The organism is Streptomyces sp. HSS9-12, from assembly GCF_054963655.1.
Map to the genome: position 1 here is coordinate 55,085 of NZ_JBUEGC010000007.1, position 25,736 is coordinate 80,820.

Consider the following 25,736-nt stretch of genomic DNA (forward strand, 5'->3'; position numbering starts at 1 on the left):
CCCACCCGGACAGCTGGCCGGTTTGCCCCAACCAGCCCTCTACCCAGCGGTAATGCCGTTCTGGCAAGGTGGGCCCATGTCCGATGCCGCAGCCGAACGGGCTCGCTTCGATCAGGCCACCGCGCACCTCGACGCGCCGCTTGCCGTGGTGGACCTCGGTGCCTTCGACGCCAACGCCGCTGATCTCTTACGGCGCGCACAGGGCAAGCCGATCCGGGTGGCGAGCAAGTCGGTGCGTTGCCGGGCCCTGCTGGAGCGGGTGTTGGCGCGCGACGGCTTCTCGGGTGTCATGTCGTTCACACTGGCCGAATCGCTGTGGCTGGCCCGCTCGGGTTTCGACGACGTCCTGCTGGCATACCCGTCCGCGGACCGGGAGCGGTTCGGCGAGCTGACCGCCGACCCGAAGCTCGCCGCCGCCGTGACGGTCATGGTGGACGATCCCGCCCAGCTCGACCTCATCGACGCCGCCCGCAGGGGGACCGAGGAGGTCCGGGTCTGCCTGGAGCTCGACACCTCGCTGTATCTGCTCCGCGGCCGGCTGCGGATCGGGGCGCGCCGCTCGCCGCTGCGCCTGCCCGCCCAACTCGCCGCGCTGGCCCGCGTGATCGTGCAGCGTCCGGGCTTCCGGCTCGTCGGGATCATGGCATACGAGGGCCATATCGCCGGGGTCGGCGACGCCATAGCGGGGCAGCCGCTGCGCTCACGGGCGATCCGGCTGATGCAGTCGACGGCGAAGCGCCAACTGGCCGCCCGGCGCGCGGAGGCGGTACGCGCTGTACGGGCCGTGGCGCCGGAGCTGGAGTTCGTCAACGGCGGCGGCACAGGCAGCGTGCAGCACACGGCCGCGGAGGAGGTGGTGACGGAGATCGCCGCGGGCTCGGGCCTGTTCCTGCCGCGGCTGTTCGACAACTACACCTCGTTCCGGGGCCGGCCGTCCGCGCTGTTCGCACAGCCCGTGGTACGCCGCCCGGAGTCGGGGACGCCGTGGAAGCGCGGTGGGGGACGCCGGGCGGGAGTGGTGACGGTGCTCGGCGGTGGCTATCCGGCGTCGGGCGCGGCGGGCGCTGACCGGCTGCCGGAGCCGTACCTTCCGCAGGGCCTGAGCTACGACCCGCAGGAGGGTGCGGGCGAGGTGCAGACCCCGCTGCTGGGCTCCGCCGCCGACGATCTGCGCATCGGCGACAAGGTGTGGTTCCGGCACGCGAAGGCCGGCGAGCTGTGCGAGCGGTTCGAGGAGCTGCACCTGATCGAGGGTGACCGGGTCGTGGAGACGGTGCCGACGTACCGCGGCGAGGGACGCACCTTCCTTTGACACCCCCCGGTGACGCCGCGGCAGAGACCAAGCACGGGGCACAGGGCCTCATACCGCTCTGCCGGTGCCGGCGTCACCCCCGCTCCCCGAGAAGGGCCTGATCCCCTCGGTGATGGTGTCCATGTCCGTGAGCGGTGGGGCTTCCTTGCCGGCATCGAACCCGAACCGCACCAGGACCATCGACCGGTGGTCGGTGGCCGAGGGGAAGACAAGGGACTCCACGTAACCGCCGTCCCCCTTCTTGGTCTCCACCTTCCACCGCACCAGATAGCCCTTGCGACCCAGGACCGTGACGGCCCCCGCCTTGAGCTGCCGGTGTGAGACGACCCCGCCGTACATCTGCTTGCCGGACTCCGGGTCCTTGCCGTACGAGTCCTCGGCGTTGCGGGCGATGTCCTCCTCGGCGATCCCCTTGGCGGTCGTGGCGTCGTAGCCGGTGGCGGTCCGGGTGAACACCCCGCCGCGCACACAGCTGCTGTTCGCATCGCCGGGGCACGGGTACGGGCCGATCGTCACGCCCGCCCCGCCCGAGCTGCTGCGGGTCTTGTCCCAGCCGCGCAGGACGGGCAGGCCGATCCCGTTCACGGGGTCGGGGGCGATGTCGGGCGCGGTGTCCGGTGCGCCGCTGGGCCCCGGCGCCGGGGCCGTGCTGCCGCCGCCCGCGGTCGCGCCGCCGTCGCCCTCGGGCGCCGGCTGCGGGGAACCGGTCCCCGGCTTGGTTGCCTTGTCGGGGCTGCCCCCGTCGCCGCCGAGCAGCACGATGCCGCCGACCATGGCGGCCACGAGGACGACCGCGGCCCCGATGAGGACCGCGGTCGTGGTACGGCGCGAGCCGCCTGGGCCCGGCTGCCTGCCGAAGTCGGCGGGCGAGCCGAATCCCGTCGGCTGCTGCTGAACGAACGCGGCGCCGGCCGCCTGCGGGTCACGGGTGTGGCCGGTCCATGCGGACCCGTCCCACCAGCGTTCGAGGGCGGGCCCGTGGCCTGTGTGCCCGGGGTCTGGGTACCAGCCGGGCGGGGTCGTCGTGGTCACGGGCGTCACCCTAAGGCCCGGATTCGGTTCAGTACACCGTGTCCTGCTGGTCGGGAATGACCGACGATCGCGGCGGGCGTCAGCACGGCAGCCGGGCTCGCGGCGAAGCCCGCCTGCCGGTGACGGGAGGGGGTTACAGCGGGGTGACGTACGCGCCCGCGATACCGCCGTCGACGAGGAACTCGGCGGCGTTGACGAACGACGCGTCGTCGCTGGCGAGGAAGGCGACCGCGGCGGCCATCTCCTCCGGCTCGGCGAAGCGGCCCACGGGCACATGCACCAGGCGGCGCGCGGCCCGCTCCGGGTCTTTGGCGAACAGCTCCTTCAGCAGCGGGGTGTTGACCGGTCCCGGGCACAGCGCGTTGACGCGGATGCCCTCGCGGGCGAACTGCACGCCCAGCTCTCGCGACATCGCCAGCACCCCGCCCTTGGAGGCGGTGTAGCTGATCTGCGAGGTGGCGGCACCCATCACGGCGACGAACGAGGCGGTGTTGATGATGGAGCCCTTGCCCTGGCGCCGCATATAGGGGATGGCGGCCTTGCAGCACAGGTAGACGGAGGTCAGGTTGACCTCCTGGACCCGCTTCCAGGCGTCCAGGCCGGTGGTGAGGATCGAGTCGTCGTCGGGCGGTGAGATGCCGGCGTTGTTGAACGCGACATCGACCGAGCCGTAGGTGTCGTAGGCGGTCTTGAACAGGGCCTCGACCTGGTCCGGGTCGGTGACGTCCACCTGGACGAAGAGCCCGCCGACCTCCTCGGCGGCGGCCTTGCCCGCGGCCTCGTCGATGTCGGCGCAGACGACGTTCGCGCCCTCGGACGCGAGGCGCCGCACGGTGGCGAGGCCGATGCCGCTGCCCGCTCCGGTGACGACGGCGGTACGGCCGACCAGGCGGCGGCAGACTGAGGTCTCGGTCAACGCTCTGAACCTTTCTTTCGCGGTGGTGGTGCAACCGGGGAAGGCGACGATCCGCTGGAGGTCCGGGGGTCAGCCCTCGGTGCTGATGAACACGTTCTTCGTCTCGGTGAAGGCGGCGAGGGCGTCGGGGCCCAACTCCCGCCCGAGTCCGGACTGCTTGTAACCCCCGAAGGGGGTCCAGTAGCGCACGCTGCTGTGCGAGTTCACGGACAGGTTGCCGGCGGCGACGGCGCGGGAGACGCGTACGGCGCGCCCGAGGTCGCGGGTCCAGAGGGAGCCGGACAGCCCGTACTCGGTGGCGTTGGCGAGGCGTACGGCGTCGGCCTCGTCCTCGAAGGGGAGCACGACGGCGACGGGACCGAAGATCTCCTCGATGGCGGCAGGGTCGTCCGGGGAGGTCGGGGCGAGCACGGTCGCCGGGTACCAGAAGCCCTTGCCGGCGGGCGCCTCGCCGCGGATGACGACGGGGGCGTCCCCGGGTACGTAACCGCGTACGGTCGCCAGCTGGTCGGCGGAGATCAGCGGGCCCATCTGCGTGGCCGGGTCCATCGGGTCGCCGACGGTCCAGGCCAGCACGGCCGGCTCCAGCAGCTCCAGGAACCGGTCGTAGACGCTGCGCTGGACCAGAATGCGGCTGCGGGCGCAGCAGTCCTGGCCGGTGTTGTCCAGGAACGAGCCGGGGGCGGCGGCCGCGGCCTGCTCGATGTCGGCGTCGGCAAAGACGATGTTGGGGCTCTTGCCGCCCAGTTCGAGGGTCACCCGCTTCACGCGCTCGGCGCACTTGGCCATGATCTGCCTGCCGACGGATGTGGAGCCGGTGAAGACGACCTTGGCGACGCCCGGGTGCTCGACGAGGGCGTTGCCCGCCACCCGGCCGGCGCCCGGCAGCACCTGGAACAGGCCCTCCGGAAGCCCTGCCTCCAGGCCGAGTTCGGCCAGCCGGACCGCCGTCAGCGGGGTCGCCTCGGCCGGCTTGAGGAGGACGGCGTTGCCCGCGGCGAGCGCCGGGGCCACGCCCCAGGAGGCGATGGGCATCGGGAAGTTCCAGGGCGCGATGACGGCCACGACCCCGAGTGGTTCATGGAAGGTGATGTCCAGCCCACCGGCTACCGGGATCTGACGGCCATTCAGTCGCTCCACTCCCCCGGCGGCGTAGTCGAAGAGGTCGCGGGCGTTCCCGGCCTCCCAGCGCGCGTTGCCGACCGGGTGGCCCGCCTCCCGGACCTCGAGCTGGGCGAGCTCCTCGAGGTGGTCGTCGATGGCGGCGGCGAAGCGGCGCAGCAGCCGGGCGCGGTCGCCGGGTGCCAGGGCCGTCCAGCCCTCCTGCGCCCTGGCGGCCCGTACGACGGCGGCATCGACGTCCGCCGGGGTCGATGCGGCGACGGTGGCGACGACCTCCTCGGTCGCCGGATTGAGAACGTGGTGCTCGGACAAAACGACTGATCCCTTACATGCGCTCGAAGGAACGGAACCGCTCCCAGTCGGTGACGGCGGAGTCGAAGGCGTCCAGCTCGACGCGGGCCATATTGAGGTAGTGCTCGACCACCTCGTTGCCGAAGGCGGCCCGGGCGATCGGGGACGCCTGCCACAACTGGGCGGCCTCCCGCAGCGTGGTGGGTACGTGCGCGGCGTCACCCGTATAGGCGTTGCCGGTACACGCCTCCGGCAGCTCCAGCTCGTTCTCGATGCCGTACAGCCCGGCCGCGACCATGCCCGCGATGGCCAGATAGGGGTTCACATCGCCGCCGGGGAGGCGGTTCTCCAGGCGGTGGGACTGGCCGTGGCCGATGACGCGCAGCGCGCAGGTGCGGTTGTCGGGGCCCCAGGCGACCGCGGTGGGTGCGAAGGAACCGGGCCGGAACCGCTTGTAGGAGTTGATGTTCGGCGCGTACAGCAGGGTGAAGTCGCGCATGGCGGCGAGCTGTCCGGCGAGGAAGTGCCGCATGAGCGTGGACATCCCGTACGGGCCGTCGTCGTCGGCGAGCACGGGGTGTCCGGCCTCGTCGCGCAGCGAGAGGTGGACGTGGCAGGAGTTGCCCTCGCGCTGGTCGTACTTGGCCATGAAGGTCAGCGACATGCCCTCCTGCGCGGCGATCGCCTTGGCGCCGGTCTTGTAGATGGAGTGCTGGTCGCAGGTGGTGAGCGCCTCGTCGTAGCGGAAGGCGATCTCGTGCTGGCCGAGGTTGCACTCCCCCTTCGCCGACTCGACGGTCATGCCGGCCGCGCCCATCTCGTTGCGGATCCGGCGCAGCAGGGGTTCGACGCGCCCGGTGCCGAGCACCGAGTAGTCGACGTTGTACTGGTTGGCGGGGTTCATCTCCCGGTAGCCGCGGGACCAGGCCTCTTCATAGGAGTCCCGGAAGACCATGAACTCCAGTTCCGTGCCGGCGTACGCGGTCCAGCCGTGCTCGGCGAGCCGGCCGAGCTGGCGGCGCAGGATCTGGCGCGGCGAAGCCACCACCGGCGACCCGTCGTGCCAGGCGAGGTCGGCGAGCAGGAGCGCGGTCCCCGGGTCCCACGGCGTGCGGCGCAGCGTCGTGGTGTCGCCGTGCATGGCGAAGTCGCCGTAACCGCGCTCCCACGAGGACATGGCGTAGCCGTCGACGGTGTTCATGTCGGCGTCCACGGCGAGGAGGTAGTTGCATCCTTCGGTGCCGTGGTCGAGGACGTCGTCGAGGAAGAAGCGTGCGGCGAATCGCTTGCCCTGGAGCCTTCCTTGCATATCGGTGAAAGCGAGGACGACAGTGTCGATCTCCTCGGCGTCGACGAGCCTTCTCAGGTCGTCGACGGAGAGCGGGGGCGTGCGGTCAGCCACGGGAGTGCCTCCTGTCGGTGCAACCGGATGGCATAAGGTATGCATAGGAACCATTGATTGGGAAGGGGGTCCGATGAGCCAGGCCGACCAGAGCGTTGGCATGGCGGACCGGCTGGCGCCGGTGCTGCGGCCGGTGCGAGCGGGCAACGGCTTCGAGGAGGCGCTGGAGCAGATACTCCAGATCATCCGGCTCGGGCTGGTCCCGCAGGGTGAACGGCTGCCGTCCGAGCGTGAGCTGTCGGACCGCCTCGGGGTCAGCCGGGTGACCCTGCGCGAGGTCCTGAAGGTCCTCACCGACCAGGGGCTGGTCGAGAGCCGGCGCGGGCGGTACGGCGGCACGTTCGTACGGCAGCGGCCGGAGGTCGGCACCGGCGGCGGCGGCGAGGAGGAGCTGCGGAGGCGTATCGAAAAGGTCGATGTGGAGGACACACTGCGGTTCCGCGAGGTCCTCGAGGTGGGCGCGGCCGGACTGTGCGCGGTGCACGGACTCGGCCAGGAGCAGGCGGAGCGGCTGCGGACCGCGCTGGCCGCGACCCAGGATGCGCCGCTGGCCGACTACCGGCGCCGCGACACCCTGCTGCATCTGACGCTGGCCGAGCTGTGCGGTTCCCCGTCACTGGCCGCGCAGTACGCCGCGGTGCGGGCGACCGTGAACGATCTGCTGGACTGCATTCCGCTGCTGGTACGCAATCTGGAGCACTCACAGCAGCAGCACGAGGCGCTGGTCGAGGCCATTTTGGAGGGCGACCCGGACGGGGCCCGGGAGGTCATGCGGGAGCACTGCGCGGGTACGGCGGCGCTGCTCCGAGGCTTCCTCTCGTGAAACCCGCGGGATACAAAACTTTTCCGCCAGGGTCTTGCGCTCCACCATTCCGAGGGCAAAGGTATCGCCCCAAACCTTTGTTTCGAGGCAGGAGCGGTCCGCCGAACGCCGTGCCCGCCGCGGATATCCGAGGCCCCCGGAGGCGTTGTGTCCCTCGACAAACATGTGACGAACCCAGACCAGGAAGCGCCGACCCCTGACCTGAGCAGCGACGAGCAGCGTCTGCACGAGCTCGGTTACGCCCAGGAGCTGGCCCGTTCGATGTCGGCGTTCTCCAACTTCGCCGTCTCGTTCACCATCATCTCGGTCCTCTCCGGCTGCCTCACGCTGTACGGCTTCGGCATGACCACCGGAGGGCCCGCGCTGATCACCTGGGGCTGGCCGCTGGTCGGCACCATGACGCTGTTCGTGGGCCTGGCCATGGCCGAGGTCTGTTCCAGCTACCCGACCGCGGGCGGCCTGTACTACTGGGCGGCGAAGCTGGCCCCCTCGAACGGCGCGGCGTGGTCCTGGTTCACCGGCTGGTTCAACTTCCTGGGCCAGGTGGCGGTGACCGCGGGGATCGACTTCGGGGCGGCGTTCTTCATGAACGCGCTGCTGGATCTGCAGTTCGGTTTCTCGGCCACCCCGGCCCACACCATCATGCTGTTCGGGCTGGTGCTGCTGGCGCACGGCCTGCTCAACACCTTCGGCGTGAAGCTGGTCTCCCTGCTCAGCAACGTCAGCGTGTGGTGGCACGTCATCGGCGTGCTGATCATCGTGGGCGCGCTGGTCGTCCTGCCGTCGAAGCACCAGTCCGCGTCCTTCGTCTTCACGCACTTCGTCAACGACACCGGCTGGCACTCCAGCTTCTACGTCGGACTGCTCGGGCTGCTGCTCGCGCAGTACACCTTCACCGGCTACGACGCCTCGGCGCACATGACCGAGGAGACGCACGACGCGGCCAAGGCGGGTCCGCGCGGCATCGTGATGTCGATCCTCGTCTCGCTGGTCGCCGGCTGGATCCTGCTGGTCGGCATCACCTTCGCCATCCAGAACTACGACGGCGCGCTGGGCAGCTCGACCGGCGTCCCCCCGGCGCAGATCTTCATCGACGCGCTGGGCTCAAGCGGCGGCAAGCTGCTGCTGCTCATCGTCATCGGCGCCCAGTTCTTCTGCGGCATGTCGTCGGTCACGGCCAACTCGCGGATGGTGTACGCGTTCTCGCGGGACGGTGCGCTGCCCGGCTCGCGGCTGTGGCACCGCATCAACAAGCGGACCAAGACGCCGACCAACGCGGTCTGGCTCGCCGCCGGCGGCGCGTTCCTCCTGGGCCTGCCGTATCTGTGGAACGCCACGGCGTACGCGGCCGTCACCTCGATCGCCGTGATCGGCCTGTACATCGCCTACGTGCTGCCCACCTTCCTGCGCCTGCTGCAGGGCGAGCGGTTCGAGCGCGGCCCGTGGCACCTCGGCCGCTGGAGCAAGCCCGTCGGGGTCATCGCCGTCGGATGGACCCTGTTCATCTCCGTGCTGTTCATGCTGCCGACGACCAGCCCGGTGACGGCCAAGACCTTCAACTACACTCCGCTCGCCGTCCTGCTGGTCCTCGGCTTCGCCGGCACCTGGTGGCTGGTCTCGGCGCGCAAGTGGTTCACCGGCCCCAAGGTCCAGGGCACGCCCGAGGAGCTGGCCGCGATCGAGCACGAACTGGAATTCTGAAGGCCGGGGTACCAGGCGGCGGACGCGTGCCGGCAGGCAGCGAGGAAGGAAGCGACGACGTGGACAGGCCACCGCTGATCGGTGTCACCACCTACCTCACCGACGCCCGCTGGGGCGCCTGGCAGCTGCCCGCCGCGCTGCTCCCGGCCGCCTACCCCGGATATGTACAGGCCGCCGGGGGCCTCGCCGTCATGCTGCCGCCGGACGACGACCCGGCGGCCGCGCCCGCGGTGGTCGAGCGGCTGGACGGGCTGGTCCTCGCGGGCGGCGAGGACCTCGACCCCGCGCTGTACGGGGCCGAGCCGCATCCGCGTACGGGCGCCCCGGTGCCTGCCCGCGACAGCTGGGAGCGCGCCCTGCTCGCCGCCGCGCTCGACCTCGGCACGCCTGTACTCGGCATCTGTCGCGGCATGCAGCTGATGAACGTCCACGCGGGCGGCACCCTCATCCAGCACCTGCCGGACACGCTCGGCCACGCGGCACACAACCCGCAGCCCGGCGTCTTCACCGACCATGTGATCAAGTCCGTGCCGGGCACCCGCACCGGGGAACTGCTGCCGGAACCGGTCGAGGTGGCCACCCACCATCACCAGGCGGTGGACCGGCTCGGCGAGGGCCTGATCGCGACGGCGTACGCCGATGACGGCACCGTCGAGGCGCTGGAGTTCCCCGGGGCATGCTTCGCGGTCGGCGTGCAGTGGCACCCGGAGGTCGGGGACGACGGCAGGGTCATGCGGGCCCTGGTGGAGGCGGCGTCGGCCGGCCGGCGTTCCGCCCGGCGTCAGTCCTTCGACGAGGCCGGGCACGCCGGGCGACTCATCCAGCCGTAGTGCTGCCCCGGGCCGTTGCCTGGTCCCTTACGCTGCGGGGCCAAGCGGCCTCGGGGAAGTCGGTCAACACGCCCCACGCCGACTGGCACGCGCCTCCACCAGGCGTCAGCCTCGCGCGGGAAAGCGCCCCGCCAGGAACTGCTCGAACGTGCCCTGGCCCACGGCCCGTTCCGGCGTCAGATGCCCGCCCGCCCGGAAGCCGTGATAGGCCTTGCCGGCCAGGCGCACGTTCAGCAGGGGGCGGCGTCGTCCGCTCGCGCGCAGATAGGCCCGGGCCAGCTCCGGAAACGTACGGACCTCGGGGCCGCCCATGTCCGGCACCCGCCCGGCGGGCGCCCCGGTTGCGAGCTCCGCCAGCCGGGCGGCGACCTCCTCCACCTCGATCGGCTGGTCAGCGACCCCCGCCGGGAGCGGCATGACCGGCAGCTTCGCCAAGCCCTGCAGGAGCTGCAGCACGAGGTCGTGGAACTGCGTGGTGCGCAGCACGGTCCAGCCGAGCCCCGACTCCTCGATCAGCCCCTCGACGGCGAGCTTGGTCCGGTAGTAGCCGAGCGGCACCCGGTCGACGCCGACGATCGAGATGTACACCAGATGCCGTACCCCGGCCTGGCGGGCCGTCCCGATCAGATGGCGTGCCGCCTGCTCGTCACCGCCGCGCGGCGAGCTCGCGCAGTGCACGACCGTGTCCACGCCCGCGACGGCCGCGGCAAGCCCCGTGCCCTCGCGCAGGTCCACGGCGTACGGCTGTGAGTGCCGGCTCAGCACCCGCACCTCGTGCCCTCCCCCAGAGCCTCCGGCCTGGGGGGTACCCCCAGCGCGCAGCCGCTCGGTGACGAGCCGGCCGAGCGTTCCGGTGCCGCCGGTCACCAGGATCGTGGTCATCGCAGTTCGCATCCCTTCGCTGGGCGTGCGCTCCCCGGTGGAGCGCCCGTCATCCGCTGAGAACCGACGAGCACCCGGAGATGTGACAGCCTCCTCGTGACCGCACTCACCCGCGGTCAACGCCCCGGGGGCCGTTGCGGCGAACTGCCGGCCCGCGAACATGAGTTTGCCCGGGTTCACGACGACCCGCAGCGCCGGGCCGTCTGCGGGACACTGCGGATATGCCACGGTGCGGGCGGCGCGCCTGTGAGCAGGCCCCGGAGTCCGAGCCCGCCGAGGCAGGAGGACCCGGGTGGTGGCCACCGCAGCAGCCGAAGCAGCAGCGATGCGTCGCGCCATCGCGCTCGCCGCGCGCGGGCTCGGCTCGACTGGTTCAACGGCACGCCGCTTGCAGCGCCGCGCTGAGGGCGGCCGGTGCTTCCGCCAACGACGGGCCGTACCAGGTGAGATGGCGGCCGCTGACCAGCGCGGCCGGCAGTTCCGGGAACGCCTCGGGGCCGTCGTCGGCGGTGAAGCGGTACGGTTCGTCCGGCAGCACGCACAGGTCCGCCCCGCTGGAGCGCAGCTCGTCGAGGGGGATGCGCGGGTAGCGGTCGCCGTGTCCGGCGTAGAGGTTGTCGACACCGAGCCGGGCCAGCAGATCGCCCGCGAAGGTGTCCCGGCCGAGCACCATCCAGGGCCGCCGCCAGACGGGGACGATCGCGCGCCGCCGCTCGGCCGGTGCGGGCAGCTCCCGCCAGACTGACTCCGCCTCGCTCAGCCAGCCGGGCCTGGCCAGCCCGCAGCCCTGTACGAGCACCCGCTCCAGCTCGCTGAACGCCTGGTCCAGGGTGCGCACTTCGGTGACCATCACCTCGAGGCCGGCGGCGCGCAGTGCGGCCAGATCCGGCTCCCGGTTCTCCTCCTCGTTGGCGATCACCAGGTCCGGGGCCAGTTCGACGATCTTCGGTACATCGGGGTTCTTCGTACCGCGGATCCGAACGACGTCGAGCTCCGCCGGATGGCTGCACCAGTCGGTCACCCCCACCAGCAGCCCGGGCGCGGAGACGGCGAGGGCCTCGGTGAGCGAGGGCACGAGCGAGACGACACGCATGTCAGGGCCTCCTGGTGGTCGGCGGCACAGGTCGGCCGCCCGTCAGCACCCTAGTGCCGCGTCAGCCCTGCGGCGCGGCGGCCCCAAAGCGACCCGCCCGCCCCGGCGAGGGACGGGCAGGTGCAGCGCAGGGCTTATCGGGTGAGGTCAGGACCCGACCGGCGCCATCTTGTCGACGATGCCGGGGTGGGAGTCCATCCACTTCTGGACGCCCTGCTCCTCATGGCCCTTGCCGGCCTCCTGGACGGCCTGCTCGAGGCTGCCGAGTTCCTGCTCGCTCATGTGCCAGTTCTTCAACCACCCGGCGAACTCCGGGTACTTCTTCGGGAAGGACTTGTGGCCCAGCGAACGGATCTCGTTGCTCTCCCCGAAGCCCTTCTTCGGGTCGGCGAGCTTGGTCAGCTGGTACTTGGTGTACGCCCAGTGCGGCGTCCACAGCACGACCGCGACCGGCTCCTTCTTGGCGTAGGCGCGCTGAAGCTCGGCGAGCATGCTCGGGGTACCACCGTCGACGACCTGGTACTCGCTGTCCAGGCCGTACGCCTTCATGACCTTGGACTTGAGCAGATTCATCTCGCCGGTGCCCGGCTCAATGCCGATGATCTTGCCATTGAACTCCTCGGACCGGCCCTTGAGGTCCGCCAGGGACTTCACACCCTTGACGTACGACGGCACCGCGATCTCCATCGAGGTCTTGTCGTACCAGGGCCCGAGGTCGACCAGGCTGTTCTTGTACTTGTCCCAGTACTGCTTCTGGCCGTTGGGAAGCCAGGCGTCCAACTGGACATCGATCTGACCAGCGCTCATGCCGGTGTACGCCGTGCCGATGTCGTACTGCTTGATCTTCGGCTTGTAGCCGCGCCGCTCCAGGACGTTCTTCCACAGATAGGTGGTGGCGATGTTCTCGTCCCACGGGAAGTAGCCGATGTGCGGTGCGGCCCCGGCCTGCTTGCCGGGCCGGTCCGTGGCGCCGCCGCCCTTGACGGGAGCCAGCTTGTCGACGATGCCCGGGTTCTTCTTCAGCCAGGCGCGCACGCCCTCCTGCTGATGGCCCGTGCCCGCGTCCTGGATGGCGGACTCCAGGCTGGTGAGCTGCTTCTCGTCCAGCTTGAAGTTCTTCATCCACTGGGAGATCTCCGGCTGGTCCTTACCGAAGCCCTTGCGCGCGAGCGAGTGGATGCCGTCGCCCTTGCCGAAGGCGCCCTTGGGGTCCTTCAGCTTGGTCAGGTTGTACTTGTCGTACGCCCAGTGCGGGGACCACAGCACGACCGCGACCGGCTCCTTCTTCGCGTACGAGCGCTCGAGCTGCGCCAGCATCGAGGAGGTGCTGCCGTCGGTGAGCGTGTACTCGCCCTTCAGGCCGTACGCGTCCAGCACCTTGGACTTCAGCAGCTTCATCTCGCCGGCGCCCGGCTCAATGCCGATGATCTTGCCATTGAACTCCTTGGACCGGCCCTTGAGGTCCGCCAGCGACTTCACGCCCTTGACGTAGGACGGCACCGCGATCTCCAGCGAGGTCGGCCCGTACCAGGAGCCGAGGTCTTCGAGCTGGTGCTGGTACTGCTTCCAGTACGAGGCATGCGTGACCGGCAGCCAGGAGTCGGTCTGGAAGTCCACATCACCGGCGGCCAGGCCCGTGTAGAGCGCGCCCACGTCGTACTGCTGCACCTTTGGCTGGAAGCCGCGCTGCTCCAGGATCTCCTTCCACAGGAAGGTGGAGGCGACGCCCTCGTCCCAGTTGATGTAGCCGAGGTTGACCGAGCGGCCGTGGCCGACGTTCGCCGCCGCCGTCTTCTCGCCACCGGCGTTCTTGCCGAAGACGTTGAGACCGCCCGCGACGAGCGCGAGGACGACGACGCCGACCATCGCGACCGAGGTGGCGGGCTTCCAGTGCAGCACCTTCAGGCCGTGCAGCGGGTTGGCGTTCTGCTTGGCCAGCGCCCGGCGGCCGAGAGGCGAGACGCGCTGGTTGAGCGCGCCGGTCATCCGGTCCAGGTACATGGCGAGGATGACGACCGCGAGGCCGCCCTCGAAGCCGAGGGACACATCGACGGAGCTGATGGCCTCGAAGACGCTGGAGCCGAGGCCGCCACCGCCGACCATGCCCGCGATGACGACCATCGACAGCGCCAGCATGATGGCCTGGTTGACGCCCGCCATGATGGTGGGCAGGGCGAGCGGCAGCTGGACGCCGAGCAGGGTGCGACGGGGACTGGTGCCGAAGGCGTCGGCCGCCTCGACCAGTTCCTCGTCGACCTGCCGGATGCCCAGCTCGGTCATCCGGATGCCGGGAGGCATCGCGAAGACGATGGTCGCGATGACGCCCGGGACCACGCCGACGCCGAAGAAGAAGATGCCGGGGATCAGATAGACGAAGACGGGCATCGTCTGCATGAAGTCCAGCACCGGGCGCAGCAGAGCGCTCACGGCGCGGTTGCGGGCGGCCCAGATGCCCAGCGGCACCGCGATGGCGATGGTGATCAGGCCGGCGACGAGCACCAGTGACAGCGTCTCCATCGCCTTGTCCCACTGATCGAGCGAGTCGATCAGCGCGAATCCGGCGAACGCGAGGACGCCGGGCAGCAGTCCGCGCAGCCACCATGCGAGCACCGCGAGAATCCCCGCGAGGAGCAGGGGGTCGGGGGCGGAGAGCACCGCGTGCACCCCGTCGTACATGCCGTTGACAACGGATGAGATGGCGTCGAAGAGCCAGGCGAGATGGTCCCGCAGGGCGGTGATGCCCGACTCGATCCAGCTTCCGATGGTGATCCTAGGCATGGGCGGTCACCGTGCCCTGTGCCGCGGCCTTGGCGTCCGCCGGGGTACCGGCTTCGGCCTCCGTCTGGTCCGCGCGGGCCTGTTCGCCGAGCGCGGCGAGCAGGTTCTCGCGGTCCACGACGCCGACCAGCTCCCCTTCCGTGTCGGTCACGGCGACCGCGACGCCACTGGCCGAGCAGGGGGTGAACAGCTCAGCGATGGGGGTGTCGGCGGTCACAGTCGCGGGCGCTGCCGTCAGGATGTCCTGCTCGGTACGGATCGTCGTACCGTCGTCGCTCTCCTCGCCCAGGGCGCTGCTGGGCTCGGCCATGATCGAGCCGGCGGTCAGCACGCGGCTGCGGTCCACGTCCTGGATGAAGGAGGCGACATAGTCGTTGGCCGGGCGGACGAGGATGTCCTCGGCCGTGCCGACCTGGACGATCCGGCCGTCGCGCATGACCGCGATCCGGTCGCCGAGACGCATGGCCTCGTTGAGGTCATGGGTGATGAAGACGATGGTCTTCTTCAGCCGCTGCTGGAGCTCGAGCAGCTGGTCCTGCATGTCGCGGCGGATCAGCGGGTCGAGCGCACTGAAGGACTCGTCCATCAGCAGCAGTTCGGCGTCGGTGGCGAGCGCGCGGGCCAGGCCGACGCGCTGCTGCATACCGCCGGAGAGCTCATCGGGCCAGGACTTCTCCCAGCCTTTCAGGCCAACGAGCTCCAGTGCCTCGGTGGCGCGCGCCTCCCGCTCGGCACGCGGCACGCCCTGCACCTGAAGCCCGTACGCGGCGTTCTCCAGGACGCTCCGGTGCGGGAAGAGCGCGAAGTGCTGGAAGACCATGCTGATCTTCCGCGAGCGCACCGTGCGCAGCTCGCGCGGGCTGAGCGCGGTGAGGTCCTGGCCGTCGCAGAGGACCCGACCGGCTGTCGGCTCCGACAGCCCGTTGAGCATGCGCAGCAGGGTGGACTTACCGGAACCGGACAATCCCATGACGACGAAGATCTGGCCTGCCTCGACGGAGAAGGAGGCGTCGATCACCGCCGCTGTCGTACCGCCGGCGCGCAGGTCCTCGCGGTCCGCGCCGCCTTCGAGTTTGCGTACGGCGTCATGGGGTCGTCTCCCGAACACCTTGTACAGGTGCTCGGCTTGCAGCCTGGACACATGAACCTTTCGGGTCGAACTGACTACGACCCGCCTCCCCCACGGCCGGGTCGTAGAGCGGCGCGCGGGACCTGCCCGCAGACCCGGCCGCATGGTGTTGATCACACGACCGGGTCCGCTCCGCGTGGGCGGCTGCCCGGGGTTGTCCAGGCCAAACGCTGTTGTTACGCAGTTCACACGCTCCGTTCAGCCCTGGACCAGCTGCTCGATGAACACCCTCCTGTTGCGCGGATCACGCACCAGGTTCACATGGAAGGGGAAATCCTCGGAGCACTGGGGCTGCCTGCTTCCCGGCGCGGTCTGCAAGAGGCTCACATGTATGGCCCCCCGCTCGTTCGCGTTGACCGCCGGCGGGATCGCACTGGAGACGGAGAACTCACAGATCGCGTTGTGGCCCAGCCTGGGGTTGCCCGGCGGGCTGACGAGCGTGAACCAGAACCACTGGTTGGGCTGGCCTACCAGCCGCGTGCCCCGGCTGACCCACTGGCCACGGATGAACGAGAAGATCTCGAGGTGCACCGTCGCGCGTTGGCGATTGAACCTTGATCGCTCTGCGGTGAGGATGGCCCTGCGGTCCTGATCGAGCTGGGTGAAGGCGATCTGCCGCGTCTGTGCCCCGGGCCGCGGCTGGGCCGGGTTCTCGGCGCGGCCCTGGGCCTGGCCGCGGACCTGGGTCTGGCCCTGGCTTGCTCCGACGGGGGTCACACCCGTCACCGCCACCGACGTCAAGACGGTGGCCCCCAAGGCCAGACCCGCGAACCGCTTACGTCGCTTGTCCTTGTTCATGCTGATCCCTCATCCGGTTTGATGATGATCCCTTCCCCCAGGTCACACGGGAGTCGGGAGCAACCGTGCGTAACTCGCGTACCCAGTAATTCACTCTCATACCGGGCAAAACACTTGCGGGCATCTTGCGGGCATCGATCGCTTGCGCCGCTCCCCGGCGTGCCATGCTGGCCGCGTGACTGCATCTCGCCCCAGGAAGCTGCTCCTGCTCGACACCGCCAGCCTGTATTTCCGCGCCTACTTCGGGGTTCCGGACTCGGTCAGGGCCCCCGATGGCACACCCGTGAACGCGGTGCGCGGGTTGCTGGACTTCATTGCCCGGCTGGTCCAGGACCACCGGCCCGATGAGCTGGTCGCCTGCATGGACGCCGACTGGCGGCCGCACTGGCGAGTCGCGCTGATCCCCAGCTACAAGGCGCACCGGGTCGCGGAGGAGGTGCCCGAGGGCTCCGACATCGAGGAGATTCCGGACACCCTGTCGCCGCAGGTGCCGATCATCGAGGAGGTCCTCGACACCATCGGCATCGCCCGCGTCGGGGTGCCCGAATACGAGGCGGACGACATCATCGGCACCCTCACCGCCCGCGCGACCGGCCCGGTGGACATCGTCACCGGCGACCGCGATCTCTACCAACTCGTCGACGACAAGCGCGAAGTGCGCGTGCTGTACCCGGTGAAGGGCGTTGGCACCCTGCAGGTGGTGGACGAGGCGGCCCTGCGCGGCAAGTACGGGGTCGACGGCCCCGGCTACGCGGATCTGGCGCTGCTGCGCGGCGACCCCAGCGACGGGCTCCCCGGCGTCCCGGGCATCGGCGAGAAGACCGCGGCCAAGCTCCTCGCCATCTACGGCGACCTCGCCGGGATCACGGCCGCGATCGACGACCCCGCCTCGGGGCTCACCCCGGTCCAGCGCAAGCGGCTCGACGAGGCGCGGGGCTACCTCGCCGTCGCCCCGAGGGTGGTGCGGGTCGCCCGCGATGTCACGCTGCCCGCCTTCGATCCGGCGGTGCCCCACCAGCCGCGCGACCCCGCGACCCTGGAGGCCCTCTCCGCGCGCTGGGGACTGGGCGGCTCCCTTGAGCGGCTTCTCGCCACCCTGCCGGTGTGAGCTCCGGCGCTCCGCGCCGGTCTTCCCACCCGCTCCTTTCCCTGGGCGGACGGTAAGTATCAGCCCACGGAGGAGTACGCGACCACGCCGCGCAGCATCCCATCGACCGCCCGCCGGGCGCTCCGGCGCACCGGGCTGCCGTCCGGCGCGGCCTCCGCGATCTGCCCGAGCACGTCGATCACTTGCTTGCACCAGCGCACGAAGTCCCCGGCAGGCATGTCCGTCTCGCCCAGCACCGAGTCCAGGCTGTGCCCGGAAGCCCACCGGTACGCGGCCCAGGCGAACCCCAGATCGGGCTCCCGCTGGCCCACGCCCTCGGTCTGGTTGATGCGGTGCTCCTCCTCAAGGGCGTCCAACCGGCCCCAGATCCGGACCATTTCGGCGAGCGCCTGCTTGGCATTGCCCTGCGGCAGCTTCGGCGGGAGCGCATCGTCGGCGACGCGGGACTCATAGACCAGCGCGGAGGCGCAGGCGGCCAGCTCGGCCGGCTTCAGGCTGTCCCACACCCGCTCGCGCAGGCACTCGGAGGCCAGCAGGTCCAGCTCGCCATAGAGCCGGGCCAGCCGCCGCCCGTGCTCGGTGACCTCGTCCCCCTGCAGATAGCCGAGGTCGGTCAGCAGCGCGTACACCCGGTCGAAGGTGCGGGCGATGGTGTTCGTACGGCCCTCGATGCGCCGCTCCAGCTGGTGGATGTCGCGCTGCAGCCGCTGGTAGCGCTCGGCCCACCGGGCGTGGTCCTCGCGCTCGTCGCAGCCGTGGCAGGGGTGGGCGCGGATCGCCGCGCGCAACTGGGCGATCGCGGTGTCGTCGGCAGCGGCGGAGCGCTGCCTGCGGTGCCGCTCCGGCTGTATGTGGCCGGCCTTCGTGCGCAGCGCGGAGGCGAGGTCGCGGCGCGACTGCGGGCTGCGGGCGTTGAAGGACTTGGGAATCCGCATCCGCTCCAGCGGCTCGACCGGCACCGGGAAGTCGATGGACGCCAGCCGCTTGACCTGCCGCTCGGCGGTGAGCACCAATGGGCGTGGCCCGTCGTCATGTTCGAAGCCCCGGTGCGGGTTGGTACGGCCGGCCGGGACGCCCGGGTCCAGGACCAGCGCCAGGCCCGCGTACTTGCCGGTGGGGACATGGATGACGTCCCCGGGCCGGAGCTTCTCCAGCGCGGCCGCGGCAGCGGCCCGCCGCTGCGCGGCACCCTGCTTGGCAAGCTCGGTCTCGCGGTCCTTGAGCTGACGGCGGAGCTGCGCGTACTCCTCGAAGTCCCCGAGGTGGCAGGTCATCGCCTCGCGGTAGCCTTCCAGGCCCTCCTCGTTGCGCTGCACCTGACGGGAGATACCGACCACCGACCGGTCGGCCTGGAACTGCGCGAAGGAGGTCTCCAGCAGTTCGCGCGAGCGGTGCCGGCCGTACTGGGAGACGAGGTTGACCGCCATGTTGTACGACGGCTTGAAGGAGGAGCGCAGCGGGTACGTACGCGTGCCGGCGAGTCCGGCGAGCGCCTCGGGGCTCATGGCGCGCTGCCACAGCACCACGGCGTGGCCCTCGACATCGATGCCGCGCCGCCCGGCCCGCCCGGTCAGCTGGGTGTACTCGCCGGGCGTGATGTCGGCGTGCTGCTCGCCGTTCCACTTGACGAGCTTCTCCAGGACGACCGACCGCGCGGGCATGTTGATGCCCAGCGCCAGGGTCTCGGTGGCGAAGACCGCCTTGACCAGACCGCGGACGAACAGCTCCTCCACGACCTCCTTGAAGGTCGGCAGCATGCCCGCGTGGTGCGCGGCGATCCCCCGCTCCAGGCCCTCCAGCCACTCGAAGTAGCCCAGCACGTGCAGGTCTTCGTCGGGGATGGGGGCCGTACGCTCCTCGACCAGGGCCCGTACCTGCCGGCGCTCCTCGTCGGTGTTCAGCCGCAGCCCGGCGGCCAGGCACTGCTGTACGGCGGCCTCGCAGCCGGCCCGGCTGAAGATGAAGGTGATGGCGGGCAGCAGCCCCTCGGCCTCCAGCCGCTCGATGACCTCGACCCGGCTGGGGGTGTAGACGCGGCTCCGCTGGCGCCGCTCCCGCTCGCGGTCCGCCTCGCGCATGTTGTTGCGCCCGCGCTGCCGCTCGCGGATGCGCGTGGGGCGGCTGTTCTCCATTCGGGCCAGCCGGAGCAGATCGGGGTTGACCTCCCGCCTGCCGTCGGCCCGGCCGCCGCTCTTCGCCTTCTTCTCCTCGAAGAGGTCGTACATCCGGCGGCCGGCGAGCACGTGCTGCCACAGCGGGACGGGCCGGTGCTCGGAGACGATCACCTCGGTGTCGCCACGCACGGTGTCCAGCCAGTCACCGAACTCCTCGGCGTTGGAGACGGTGGCGGACAGGGAGACCAGGGTCACGGACTCGGGGAGGTGGATGATGACCTCCTCCCAGACGGCGCCGCGGAAGCGGTCGGAGAGGTAGTGCACCTCGTCCATCACCACATAGCCGAGGCCGGCCAGCGTCTGCGAGCCGGCGTAGAGCATGTTGCGCAGCACCTCGGTGGTCATCACGATCACCGGGGCCTCGGCGTTGATGCTGTTGTCGCCGGTCAGCAGGCCGACCTTCTGGGGGCCGTAGCGCGCCACGAGGTCGTTGTACTTCTGGTTCGACAGCGCCTTGATCGGCGTGGTGTAGAAGCACTTGCGGCCCTCGGTCAGGGCCAGGTGGACGGCGAACTCGCCCACGATGGTCTTGCCGGAGCCGGTGGGAGCAGCGACAAGCACGCCCTTCCCGGCCTCGAGCGCCTGGCACGCCTCGATCTGGAACGGGTCCAGCTCGAAGTCGTACATCTCACGGAAGGGAGCGAGTGCGGTCTTCTGCTCGGCGGCGCGGTTGCGAGCAGCGGCGTAGCGCTCCGCAGGGGACAGGTCCTCGGTCATCGTGTCTACGAGCCTACCGGCCACCTCGGACAGAGCAGCGATCTTTGCCAGCGCCTGCCGTGCGCCCGGGACCGCCGGGGCCTTAGACGATCACGTCGCGTCGTCGTAACCGCCGCGGTCAAGGGAGCGGCCGGGGTCGCGGTCGCCGCTCGCCTGCTCCGGCAGGGCCGGGGCGGCCGGGACCGACTCCACCTCGCCGATGGCCGCGGGGGTCAGGTCGAGCTCGGACGCCTCGTCGTCAGCGGGCCCGGCCGCCTCCCGGGCGCGCTTACGAGAGTCGTTGAGCAGGGCGACAGAGACGGCGACGAAGTACAGCACCCAGATGGGACCGGCCAGCGCGAGCATCGTGAGCGGGTCGGTACTGGGAGTCGCGACCGCGGCGAAGATCGTGATTCCCATGATCATGCCGCGCCACCAGCCGAGCATGCGCTTGCCGGTGATCACACCGCCGAGGTTGAGCAGTACGAGCAGCAGCGGCAGCTCGAAGGCGAGGCCGAAGACGACCACCATGCGCGTCACCAGGTCGAGCAGGTCGTCCAGCGGCAGCAGGTTGTCCACGCCTCCCGGGGTGAAGTCGATCAGCACCTTGGCGCTGGTCGGCAGGACCGCGTACGCGAAGTAGCCGCCGCCGAGGAAGAGCGGGAAGCCCGCCGCCACGAAGCTCAGCGCGTACTTCTTCTCGTTGCGGTGCAGGCCGGGCGCGAGGAACGCCCACAACTGGTACAGCCACACCGGGGAAGCGAGGACGATGCCCGCCATCAACGACACCTTGAGCGCCAGCGTGAACGGGGTGAGCAGACCGTTGATCGTGATCCGCGCGCAGGTCGTGGCCTCACCCTGCTTCGCCAGCTCCGCGAAGGTGGAGTCACACCCCACCGACTGCAGCACCGGCTTGGTGAAGAACTCGATGATGTCGTTGTAGAAGAACGCGGCCACGATCGTGACGACCATGATCGCGAGCAGGGCCTTCGCAAGCCGGTTGCGGAGCTCGCGCAGGTGCTCCACGAGCGGCATCCGCCCCTCGGGGTCCTTCTCCTTTTTGCGGGCAGGCTTGAGCAACCCACGTCCTCATCTCGTGCGGCGAGCCGTCATCGGCCGCCTGGTCCGGCTCCGGTCAGCGCTTGGTCGTATCGGTGGGCTCGCTCACCGGGCGCGAGCTGGTCACGTCCCCGGGGGCGGCCTGGATCGTCCGGGGCGCGGGCTGGTCAGCCGGCGGGTCAGCGGGCGCCGAGGCGGAGTCCTTGCCCTCGGTCTTCATCGCGCGGGCCTCGCTCTTGAGGATGCGAGCCGACTTACCCAGGGAGCGGGCCATGTCCGGCAGCTTCTTCGCTCCGAACAGGAGGATGACGACGACGAGGATCAGAATGATCTCGGGAGCGCCGAGCCTTCCGAACATATGCGTTTACCTTCTCACCGAGGCGGCATTGGGTGGGGCTGCCCGACCTGCCGGTATGACACCGACTGCCGTGCTGGCAGCGATCGTAACGCGCAGGGGTAAATGCACGGCAATGCCTGTGCGTACTCCCTGTTGCGGCCCGTGGCCTCGCTGTGGGGCCGTCCATGCAGCGTACCTGCCGTCCCTGGGCGGTCAGTCGTGGTGCGGCGGCCGCTCCCGTGCCGCGAGCGGGACGGCGGCGCGCTCCAGGTCCTGCGCGGCGCGGCTGATGCGCTCCGAGGCGTCCCCCACCTGCCGCGCCAGCCGTCGCACTTCGATGCCGGCCCGTACGGCGAGCACGCCGAGCACGGCGGTTCCACAGAAGGCGAGAGCGATCGCGATCATGGGCCAGAGCATGGGGAGGAGCCTACCGGGCGGCCCGAATCAGCCACCGCACCAACCCACTTCGGCCGAAATCAGCCGATGTGCAGCCGCAGGGTGCGCACCCCGCCGCCGGTGAGCAGTTCCACGATCCGCTCGCCGGCCGGCTTGCGGACGGTGGACCCGCAGTCGGGGCAGGTGAAGGAGTAGAAGGTGGTGCGCCGGGTGGCACCGATGGCCAGCCGGAAGGCGTCCGAGGTGAGCTCGAACCGGCCGCGGCAGTCCGGGCAGGCTGCCTTGAAGATCGCCGCTGTGGCCACCGTAGTTCCCGCCCCTTCAGTCGCCGTAGGCCGCGAGGGCTTCTCGGGCCGCCTGCTGAGCGCTCTCCGCGAGGTCCTGCGGGGCGACGATGCGGCCGTCCCGGCCCAGACGCAGCGCCAGCCGGCGCAGCGACGCCGGGTCGGGGGTGCGAAGAGTGATCCGCAGGCCACCGTCGGGCAGTTCCTCGGCGCTGTCGTGCGGGTAGTACTCGGCGACCCAGCGGCCGGCGGGGCCGACCTCGACGACCACCTCGGGGTCCTCCGCCGCCGGCTGCACCAGCCCCTCGGACAGATCCCGCAGCTCGACGGGCGGCGGATCGGAGGGCTCGTCGAGCAGCTTGATCTCGGCGACCCGGTCGAGGCGGAAGGTACGGCGAGCCTCACTGAGCCGGCACCAGGCCTCCATATACGTGTGCCCCACGGCGAACAGGCGGATCGGGTCCACCTCGCGCTCGGTGAGCTCATCACGCGCCGGCGAGTAGTACCGCAGCCACAGCCGCCGGCGCTCCGAGATCGCCCGGTCGACGTCGGCGAACACCCCGCCCTCCGACTCGAAGGTCACCGACAGCCGGGAGCTGGCGCCCGCGGCCTCCCCCGCGGCGGCCTCCAGCTTGGCCGTGGCCCGCAGCAGCGCCTGACGGTCGCCCTCCCGCAGACCGGGGAGGGTGGCGACGGCGCGGGCGGCCACGAGCAGGGCGGTGGCCTCGTCGGCGGCGAGCCGCAGCGGGGTCGCCACATCGTCCGGGTTGTGCCACCAGATGCGGTCACCGTCGGTGTCGATGTCGAGGAGATCACCGCCCCGGAAGCTCGTGCCGCACAGCGGGAGCACGTCGAGGTCGGCGATGAGCTGGTCCTCGGTGATGCCGAAGGCCCGCGCGACATCGCTGACGCGGGCGCCGGGCCGCTCGCGCAGATACGTCACCAAGGAGAGCATCCGCCGTGTCTGGTCGATCGCGTTGCTGGCCATGAGCAGTCTCTTCCGCTTCCTCTCGCCTCAGCCCTTGGCCACGGCGCGCAGCCGGTCGATCACGTCTGCCCGCAGCTCCGCGGGCTCCAGCACGACCACGTCCGGACCGAACTCCACGAGCCAGGCGTCGAGGCCGTGTCCGTACGGGATCTCCAGCTCGTCCCAGCCGTCTCCCGCCGCACGGGTGCTCACGGCCCGGGCGCGCAACGGGTAGCCGGCGCCCGCGCGCAGCCGGATGCGGGCGGTTCGGGTCGCGGTCTCGCCCGCCCAGCTCTCGACGGTCTCGCGGACGGTGACGTGGTCGGGTACCTCGGCGGTGAAGGCTCCGGACCGGGAGCGCACCCTGCCGGTGATCCGGGAGAGCCTGAAGACGCGTTCGGCCTGCCGGTCGCGATCCCAGCCGGCGAGATACCAGTGGCCGCGCCAGCATTCGAGGGTCCATGGCTCGACATGCCGGGTCTCGGGGCGGGCGGCGGTGGCCTTGCGGTAGTCGAAGACGACCGGCCGGCGGTCGCGGCAAGCGAGCATCAGCGGTTCGAAGGCGGCCTCGTGGGCGGGGATGCGCGGCTCGAGGGCGCTGTGGCTCTCGTACACGTCCTCGGCCAGCGGCATCCCGGCGGCGCGCAGCTTCTGCAGGGCGCCGCTGGCGGCGCCGGCGAGCCGGGCCTGCTGCCAGACCTTGGCGGCGAGGCCGAGGGCGGCGGCCTCCTCGGCGTCGAGGGCGACGGGCGGGAGGCGGTTGCTGTCGCGGCGGGCGAGGTAGCCGGTATCGCCGTCGAAGTTCTCGACGGTCTCGATGACGAGGCCGAGTTCCCGCAGGTCGTCCTTGTCCCGCTCGAACATCCGGTTGAAGGCGTCGTCGCTGCCCGCTTCGATGTACGCCTCGATGGAGGCCCGCAGTTCTCGCTTGGTCAGCGGGCGCCGGGTCCCCAGCAGGCACAGCGCCAGGTTCATCAGCCGCTCGGCCTTGGCAATCGCCATCGACGCCCTTCTCTCATTGTCCCCTCGACACATGACCGTACCGGTCCGGGGATCCCAGGCAAAAGCCGAGGCCCATGCCTGGGACAGGCATGGGCCTCGGCCGACGTGGGCGGCCTCAGACGGAGACCAGGTCGCAGACGAAGATCAGCGTCTCGCCCGGCTTGATCCGGCCGCCGGCGCCACGGTCGCCGTACGCGAGGTGCGGCGGGATGACCAGCTGACGGCGGCCGCCGACCTTCATGCCCTGGACGCCCTGGTCCCATCCGGGGATGACCTGGCCGACACCCAGCTGGAAGCGGAGCGGCGTGCCGCGGTTCCAGCTCGCGTCGAACTCCTCGCCGGTGCTGAAGGCCACGCCCACGTAATGGACCTGCACGGTGTCCCCGGCCTTGGCGACCGGGCCGTCGCCCTCCCAGATGTCCTGGATCTGCAGGTCCGCCGGGGGCTCGCCGCCCGGGAAGTCGACCTCGGGCTTGTCGATGCTCACTGAAGTGCTCCTACGGATGGATCTTGTCGGAAACGGTGCCAGTCTCGCAGACCGAGATCATCCGCGATCACACCGTGCCGACGATGTCGACGGAGAAGACCAGGGTGTTCTTCGCCAGTTCGCTCTGCGGGTTGCTGCCGTAGCCCAGCTTCGGCGGAATGACCATCAGCACCCGGTCCCCGACGTTCTTGCCGACCAGGGCCTTGTCCCAGCCCTGGACGACCGAGCCGGTGCCGATCTGGAAGGCGGTGGCACCGCCGTGGTCCCAGGAGGAGTCGAACTTCTTTCCGTCCTCCCACTTGACGCCCGTGTACTGGGCGATCAGGCCCTCACCGGCCTTGACCTTCGGGCCGTTGCCCTTGATCAGGACCTGCTGCTTGAGATCGGTGGGAGCCTTCTCGCCCTTGGGGATGATGATGGTGGCGGGCTTCTGCGGCTGGGCCTTCACCTCGGGCATACCGGCCGCCGGCGGCGCCTGCTTGCCCTTGGCCTCGGCCTTCTTGTCGACCTGCTTGGCGCCGACGATGTCGATGACCCACACCAGGCCGTCCTCCGGCTTGACCCCCGACTGCGGGTTCAGCTGCTCCCCGATCAGCGCCTTGGCCGTCCCCTCCACCTCGACCCGGCTGCCGGCCTTCCGGCCGACGAGCGCGTCAAGCACCTTCGGCGGCAGCTCCTGGCTGGGCTGGCCGATCTCCTGGACGACCTGACGGCGCGGGCCCTTGGTGTTGGCGCCCGGCTGCGGGGTCCAGGTGCCACCGAGCGGCTTTTTGTCCTTCATCGTCTGCCCGGTCCAGTCGAGCCGTACGAAGGACCCCTTCTTCACCTCTTCACCGTTGCCCGCGATGACCGTCTCGACGACGACCTTGTCGGCCGGCTTGGCGTTCTTCGGCACGGAGATCTTGGGCTGCTCCCCTGCTTTGCCCTCCACCTTCGCGACCGGTTGCGACGAGCCGCCTTCCTCCGATCCGCACGCGGCAGTGAACAGCAGGACAGGCACGGCCAGCGCCGCGGCGATACGGCGGGTCTTTGATTTCAGCATGGATCCAACTCGGACTCGTGGGTTCTGGTTCTGCGGGCAATGCCCGCCACTCTACGACCTGTGCCTGTGTGTTCC

Annotated in this window: 23 protein-coding genes; 5 read left to right on the forward strand and 18 right to left on the reverse strand. The window is 70.4% G+C overall.

The annotated features are described in order from the left end of the window. The first annotated feature begins 76 nt into the window (after positions 1-76). Positions 77-1,312, forward strand: coding sequence for an amino acid deaminase/aldolase (locus tag ACY34J_RS05770; protein ID WP_462725559.1), 1,236 nt, complete (start codon positions 77-79; stop codon positions 1,310-1,312). A 48-nt stretch (positions 1,313-1,360) separates the two neighbouring features. On the opposite strand, the gene ACY34J_RS05775 is transcribed toward ACY34J_RS05770, so the two are convergent. From ACY34J_RS05775 to ACY34J_RS05790, 4 genes are all read right to left on the reverse strand, one after another. Then, the gene (locus tag ACY34J_RS05775) at positions 1,361-2,344 is read right to left on the reverse strand and encodes a DUF2510 domain-containing protein (RefSeq protein ID WP_462725558.1); all 984 of its coding nucleotides are present in this window, start codon (positions 2,342-2,344) and stop codon (positions 1,361-1,363) included. A gap of 133 nt (positions 2,345-2,477) precedes the next feature. Continuing rightward, positions 2,478-3,260 (reverse strand): 3-oxoacyl-ACP reductase, encoded by a 783-nt coding sequence (locus tag ACY34J_RS05780; protein WP_462725557.1) that lies wholly within the window; start codon positions 3,258-3,260, stop codon positions 2,478-2,480. 69 nt (positions 3,261-3,329) lie between these two features. Further along, positions 3,330-4,694 (reverse strand): aldehyde dehydrogenase family protein, encoded by a 1,365-nt coding sequence (locus ACY34J_RS05785; RefSeq protein WP_462725556.1) that lies wholly within the window; start codon positions 4,692-4,694, stop codon positions 3,330-3,332. Positions 4,695-4,707: 13 nt separating this feature from the next. Continuing rightward, a complete protein-coding gene (locus ACY34J_RS05790; RefSeq protein WP_462725555.1) occupies positions 4,708-6,075 on the reverse strand; it encodes a glutamine synthetase family protein in 1,368 nt (455 codons plus the stop codon). A 73-nt stretch (positions 6,076-6,148) separates the two neighbouring features. Between ACY34J_RS05790 and ACY34J_RS05795 the strand changes: the two genes are divergently transcribed. The 3 genes from ACY34J_RS05795 (at position 6,149) to ACY34J_RS05805 (ending at position 9,429) form a co-directional block, all read left to right on the forward strand. Beyond that, positions 6,149-6,898, forward strand: coding sequence for a FadR/GntR family transcriptional regulator (locus ACY34J_RS05795; RefSeq protein WP_462725554.1), 750 nt, complete (start codon positions 6,149-6,151; stop codon positions 6,896-6,898). A gap of 261 nt (positions 6,899-7,159) precedes the next feature. Then, on the forward strand, positions 7,160-8,599 hold the full coding sequence (locus ACY34J_RS05800; protein WP_462725610.1) for an amino acid permease: 1,440 nt from the start codon (positions 7,160-7,162) through the stop codon (positions 8,597-8,599). A gap of 59 nt (positions 8,600-8,658) precedes the next feature. Next, positions 8,659-9,429 (forward strand): gamma-glutamyl-gamma-aminobutyrate hydrolase family protein, encoded by a 771-nt coding sequence (locus ACY34J_RS05805; protein ID WP_462725553.1) that lies wholly within the window; start codon positions 8,659-8,661, stop codon positions 9,427-9,429. A gap of 105 nt (positions 9,430-9,534) precedes the next feature. On the opposite strand, the gene ACY34J_RS05810 is transcribed toward ACY34J_RS05805, so the two are convergent. The 5 genes from ACY34J_RS05810 to ACY34J_RS05830 all read right to left on the reverse strand — a co-directional run bounded on the left by ACY34J_RS05810 (position 9,535) and on the right by ACY34J_RS05830 (position 16,109). Further along, complete coding sequence (locus tag ACY34J_RS05810; protein ID WP_462725552.1) at positions 9,535-10,311, reverse strand: SDR family oxidoreductase; 777 nt, start codon at positions 10,309-10,311, stop codon at positions 9,535-9,537. A gap of 373 nt (positions 10,312-10,684) precedes the next feature. Continuing rightward, positions 10,685-11,404 (reverse strand): helical backbone metal receptor, encoded by a 720-nt coding sequence (locus ACY34J_RS05815; protein ID WP_462725551.1) that lies wholly within the window; start codon positions 11,402-11,404, stop codon positions 10,685-10,687. 147 nt (positions 11,405-11,551) lie between these two features. Beyond that, positions 11,552-14,182, reverse strand: a complete 2,631-nt coding sequence (locus tag ACY34J_RS05820; RefSeq protein WP_462725550.1) for an ABC transporter permease/substrate binding protein — start codon at positions 14,180-14,182, stop codon at positions 11,552-11,554. Then, positions 14,175-15,323 carry a quaternary amine ABC transporter ATP-binding protein gene (locus tag ACY34J_RS05825; protein WP_462725549.1) on the reverse strand — a complete coding sequence of 383 codons (1,149 nt, stop codon included), beginning with the start codon at positions 15,321-15,323 and terminating at the stop codon, positions 14,175-14,177. Before ACY34J_RS05825 ends, ACY34J_RS05820 begins: the two co-directional genes overlap by 8 nt. Before the next feature lie 186 nt (positions 15,324-15,509). Further along, complete coding sequence (locus ACY34J_RS05830; protein ID WP_462725548.1) at positions 15,510-16,109, reverse strand: hypothetical protein; 600 nt, start codon at positions 16,107-16,109, stop codon at positions 15,510-15,512. 175 nt (positions 16,110-16,284) lie between these two features. On the opposite strand from ACY34J_RS05830, the gene ACY34J_RS05835 reads away from it, so the two are divergent. Further along, complete coding sequence (locus ACY34J_RS05835; protein ID WP_462725547.1) at positions 16,285-17,217, forward strand: 5'-3' exonuclease; 933 nt, start codon at positions 16,285-16,287, stop codon at positions 17,215-17,217. 59 nt (positions 17,218-17,276) lie between these two features. Here the strand turns inward: ACY34J_RS05835 and ACY34J_RS05840 are convergent, their stop codons facing one another. The 9 genes from ACY34J_RS05840 to ACY34J_RS05880 form a co-directional block, all read right to left on the reverse strand. After that, on the reverse strand, positions 17,277-20,108 hold the full coding sequence (locus tag ACY34J_RS05840; protein ID WP_462725546.1) for a DEAD/DEAH box helicase: 2,832 nt from the start codon (positions 20,106-20,108) through the stop codon (positions 17,277-17,279). 90 nt (positions 20,109-20,198) lie between these two features. Continuing rightward, positions 20,199-21,167 (reverse strand): twin-arginine translocase subunit TatC, encoded by a 969-nt coding sequence (gene tatC, locus ACY34J_RS05845; protein ID WP_462725545.1) that lies wholly within the window; start codon positions 21,165-21,167, stop codon positions 20,199-20,201. Between the two features lie 55 nt (positions 21,168-21,222). Beyond that, positions 21,223-21,504, reverse strand: a complete 282-nt coding sequence (gene tatA / locus ACY34J_RS05850; protein WP_462725544.1) for a Sec-independent protein translocase subunit TatA — start codon at positions 21,502-21,504, stop codon at positions 21,223-21,225. A gap of 192 nt (positions 21,505-21,696) precedes the next feature. Further along, the gene (locus ACY34J_RS05855; RefSeq protein WP_462725543.1) at positions 21,697-21,900 is read right to left on the reverse strand and encodes a hypothetical protein; all 204 of its coding nucleotides are present in this window, start codon (positions 21,898-21,900) and stop codon (positions 21,697-21,699) included. Positions 21,901-21,959: 59 nt separating this feature from the next. Further along, positions 21,960-22,184 carry a hypothetical protein gene (locus ACY34J_RS05860; protein ID WP_462725542.1) on the reverse strand — a complete coding sequence of 75 codons (225 nt, stop codon included), beginning with the start codon at positions 22,182-22,184 and terminating at the stop codon, positions 21,960-21,962. A 16-nt stretch (positions 22,185-22,200) separates the two neighbouring features. Further along, the gene (locus ACY34J_RS05865; protein WP_462725541.1) at positions 22,201-23,151 is read right to left on the reverse strand and encodes a helix-turn-helix transcriptional regulator; all 951 of its coding nucleotides are present in this window, start codon (positions 23,149-23,151) and stop codon (positions 22,201-22,203) included. Between the two features lie 27 nt (positions 23,152-23,178). Further along, complete coding sequence (locus tag ACY34J_RS05870) at positions 23,179-24,132, reverse strand: helix-turn-helix transcriptional regulator (protein WP_462725540.1); 954 nt, start codon at positions 24,130-24,132, stop codon at positions 23,179-23,181. Positions 24,133-24,247: 115 nt separating this feature from the next. Next, a complete protein-coding gene (locus tag ACY34J_RS05875; RefSeq protein WP_462725539.1) occupies positions 24,248-24,619 on the reverse strand; it encodes an FKBP-type peptidyl-prolyl cis-trans isomerase in 372 nt (123 codons plus the stop codon). Between the two features lie 67 nt (positions 24,620-24,686). After that, positions 24,687-25,661 carry an FKBP-type peptidyl-prolyl cis-trans isomerase gene (locus ACY34J_RS05880; protein WP_462725538.1) on the reverse strand — a complete coding sequence of 325 codons (975 nt, stop codon included), beginning with the start codon at positions 25,659-25,661 and terminating at the stop codon, positions 24,687-24,689. Positions 25,662-25,736: the final 75 nt, after the last annotated feature.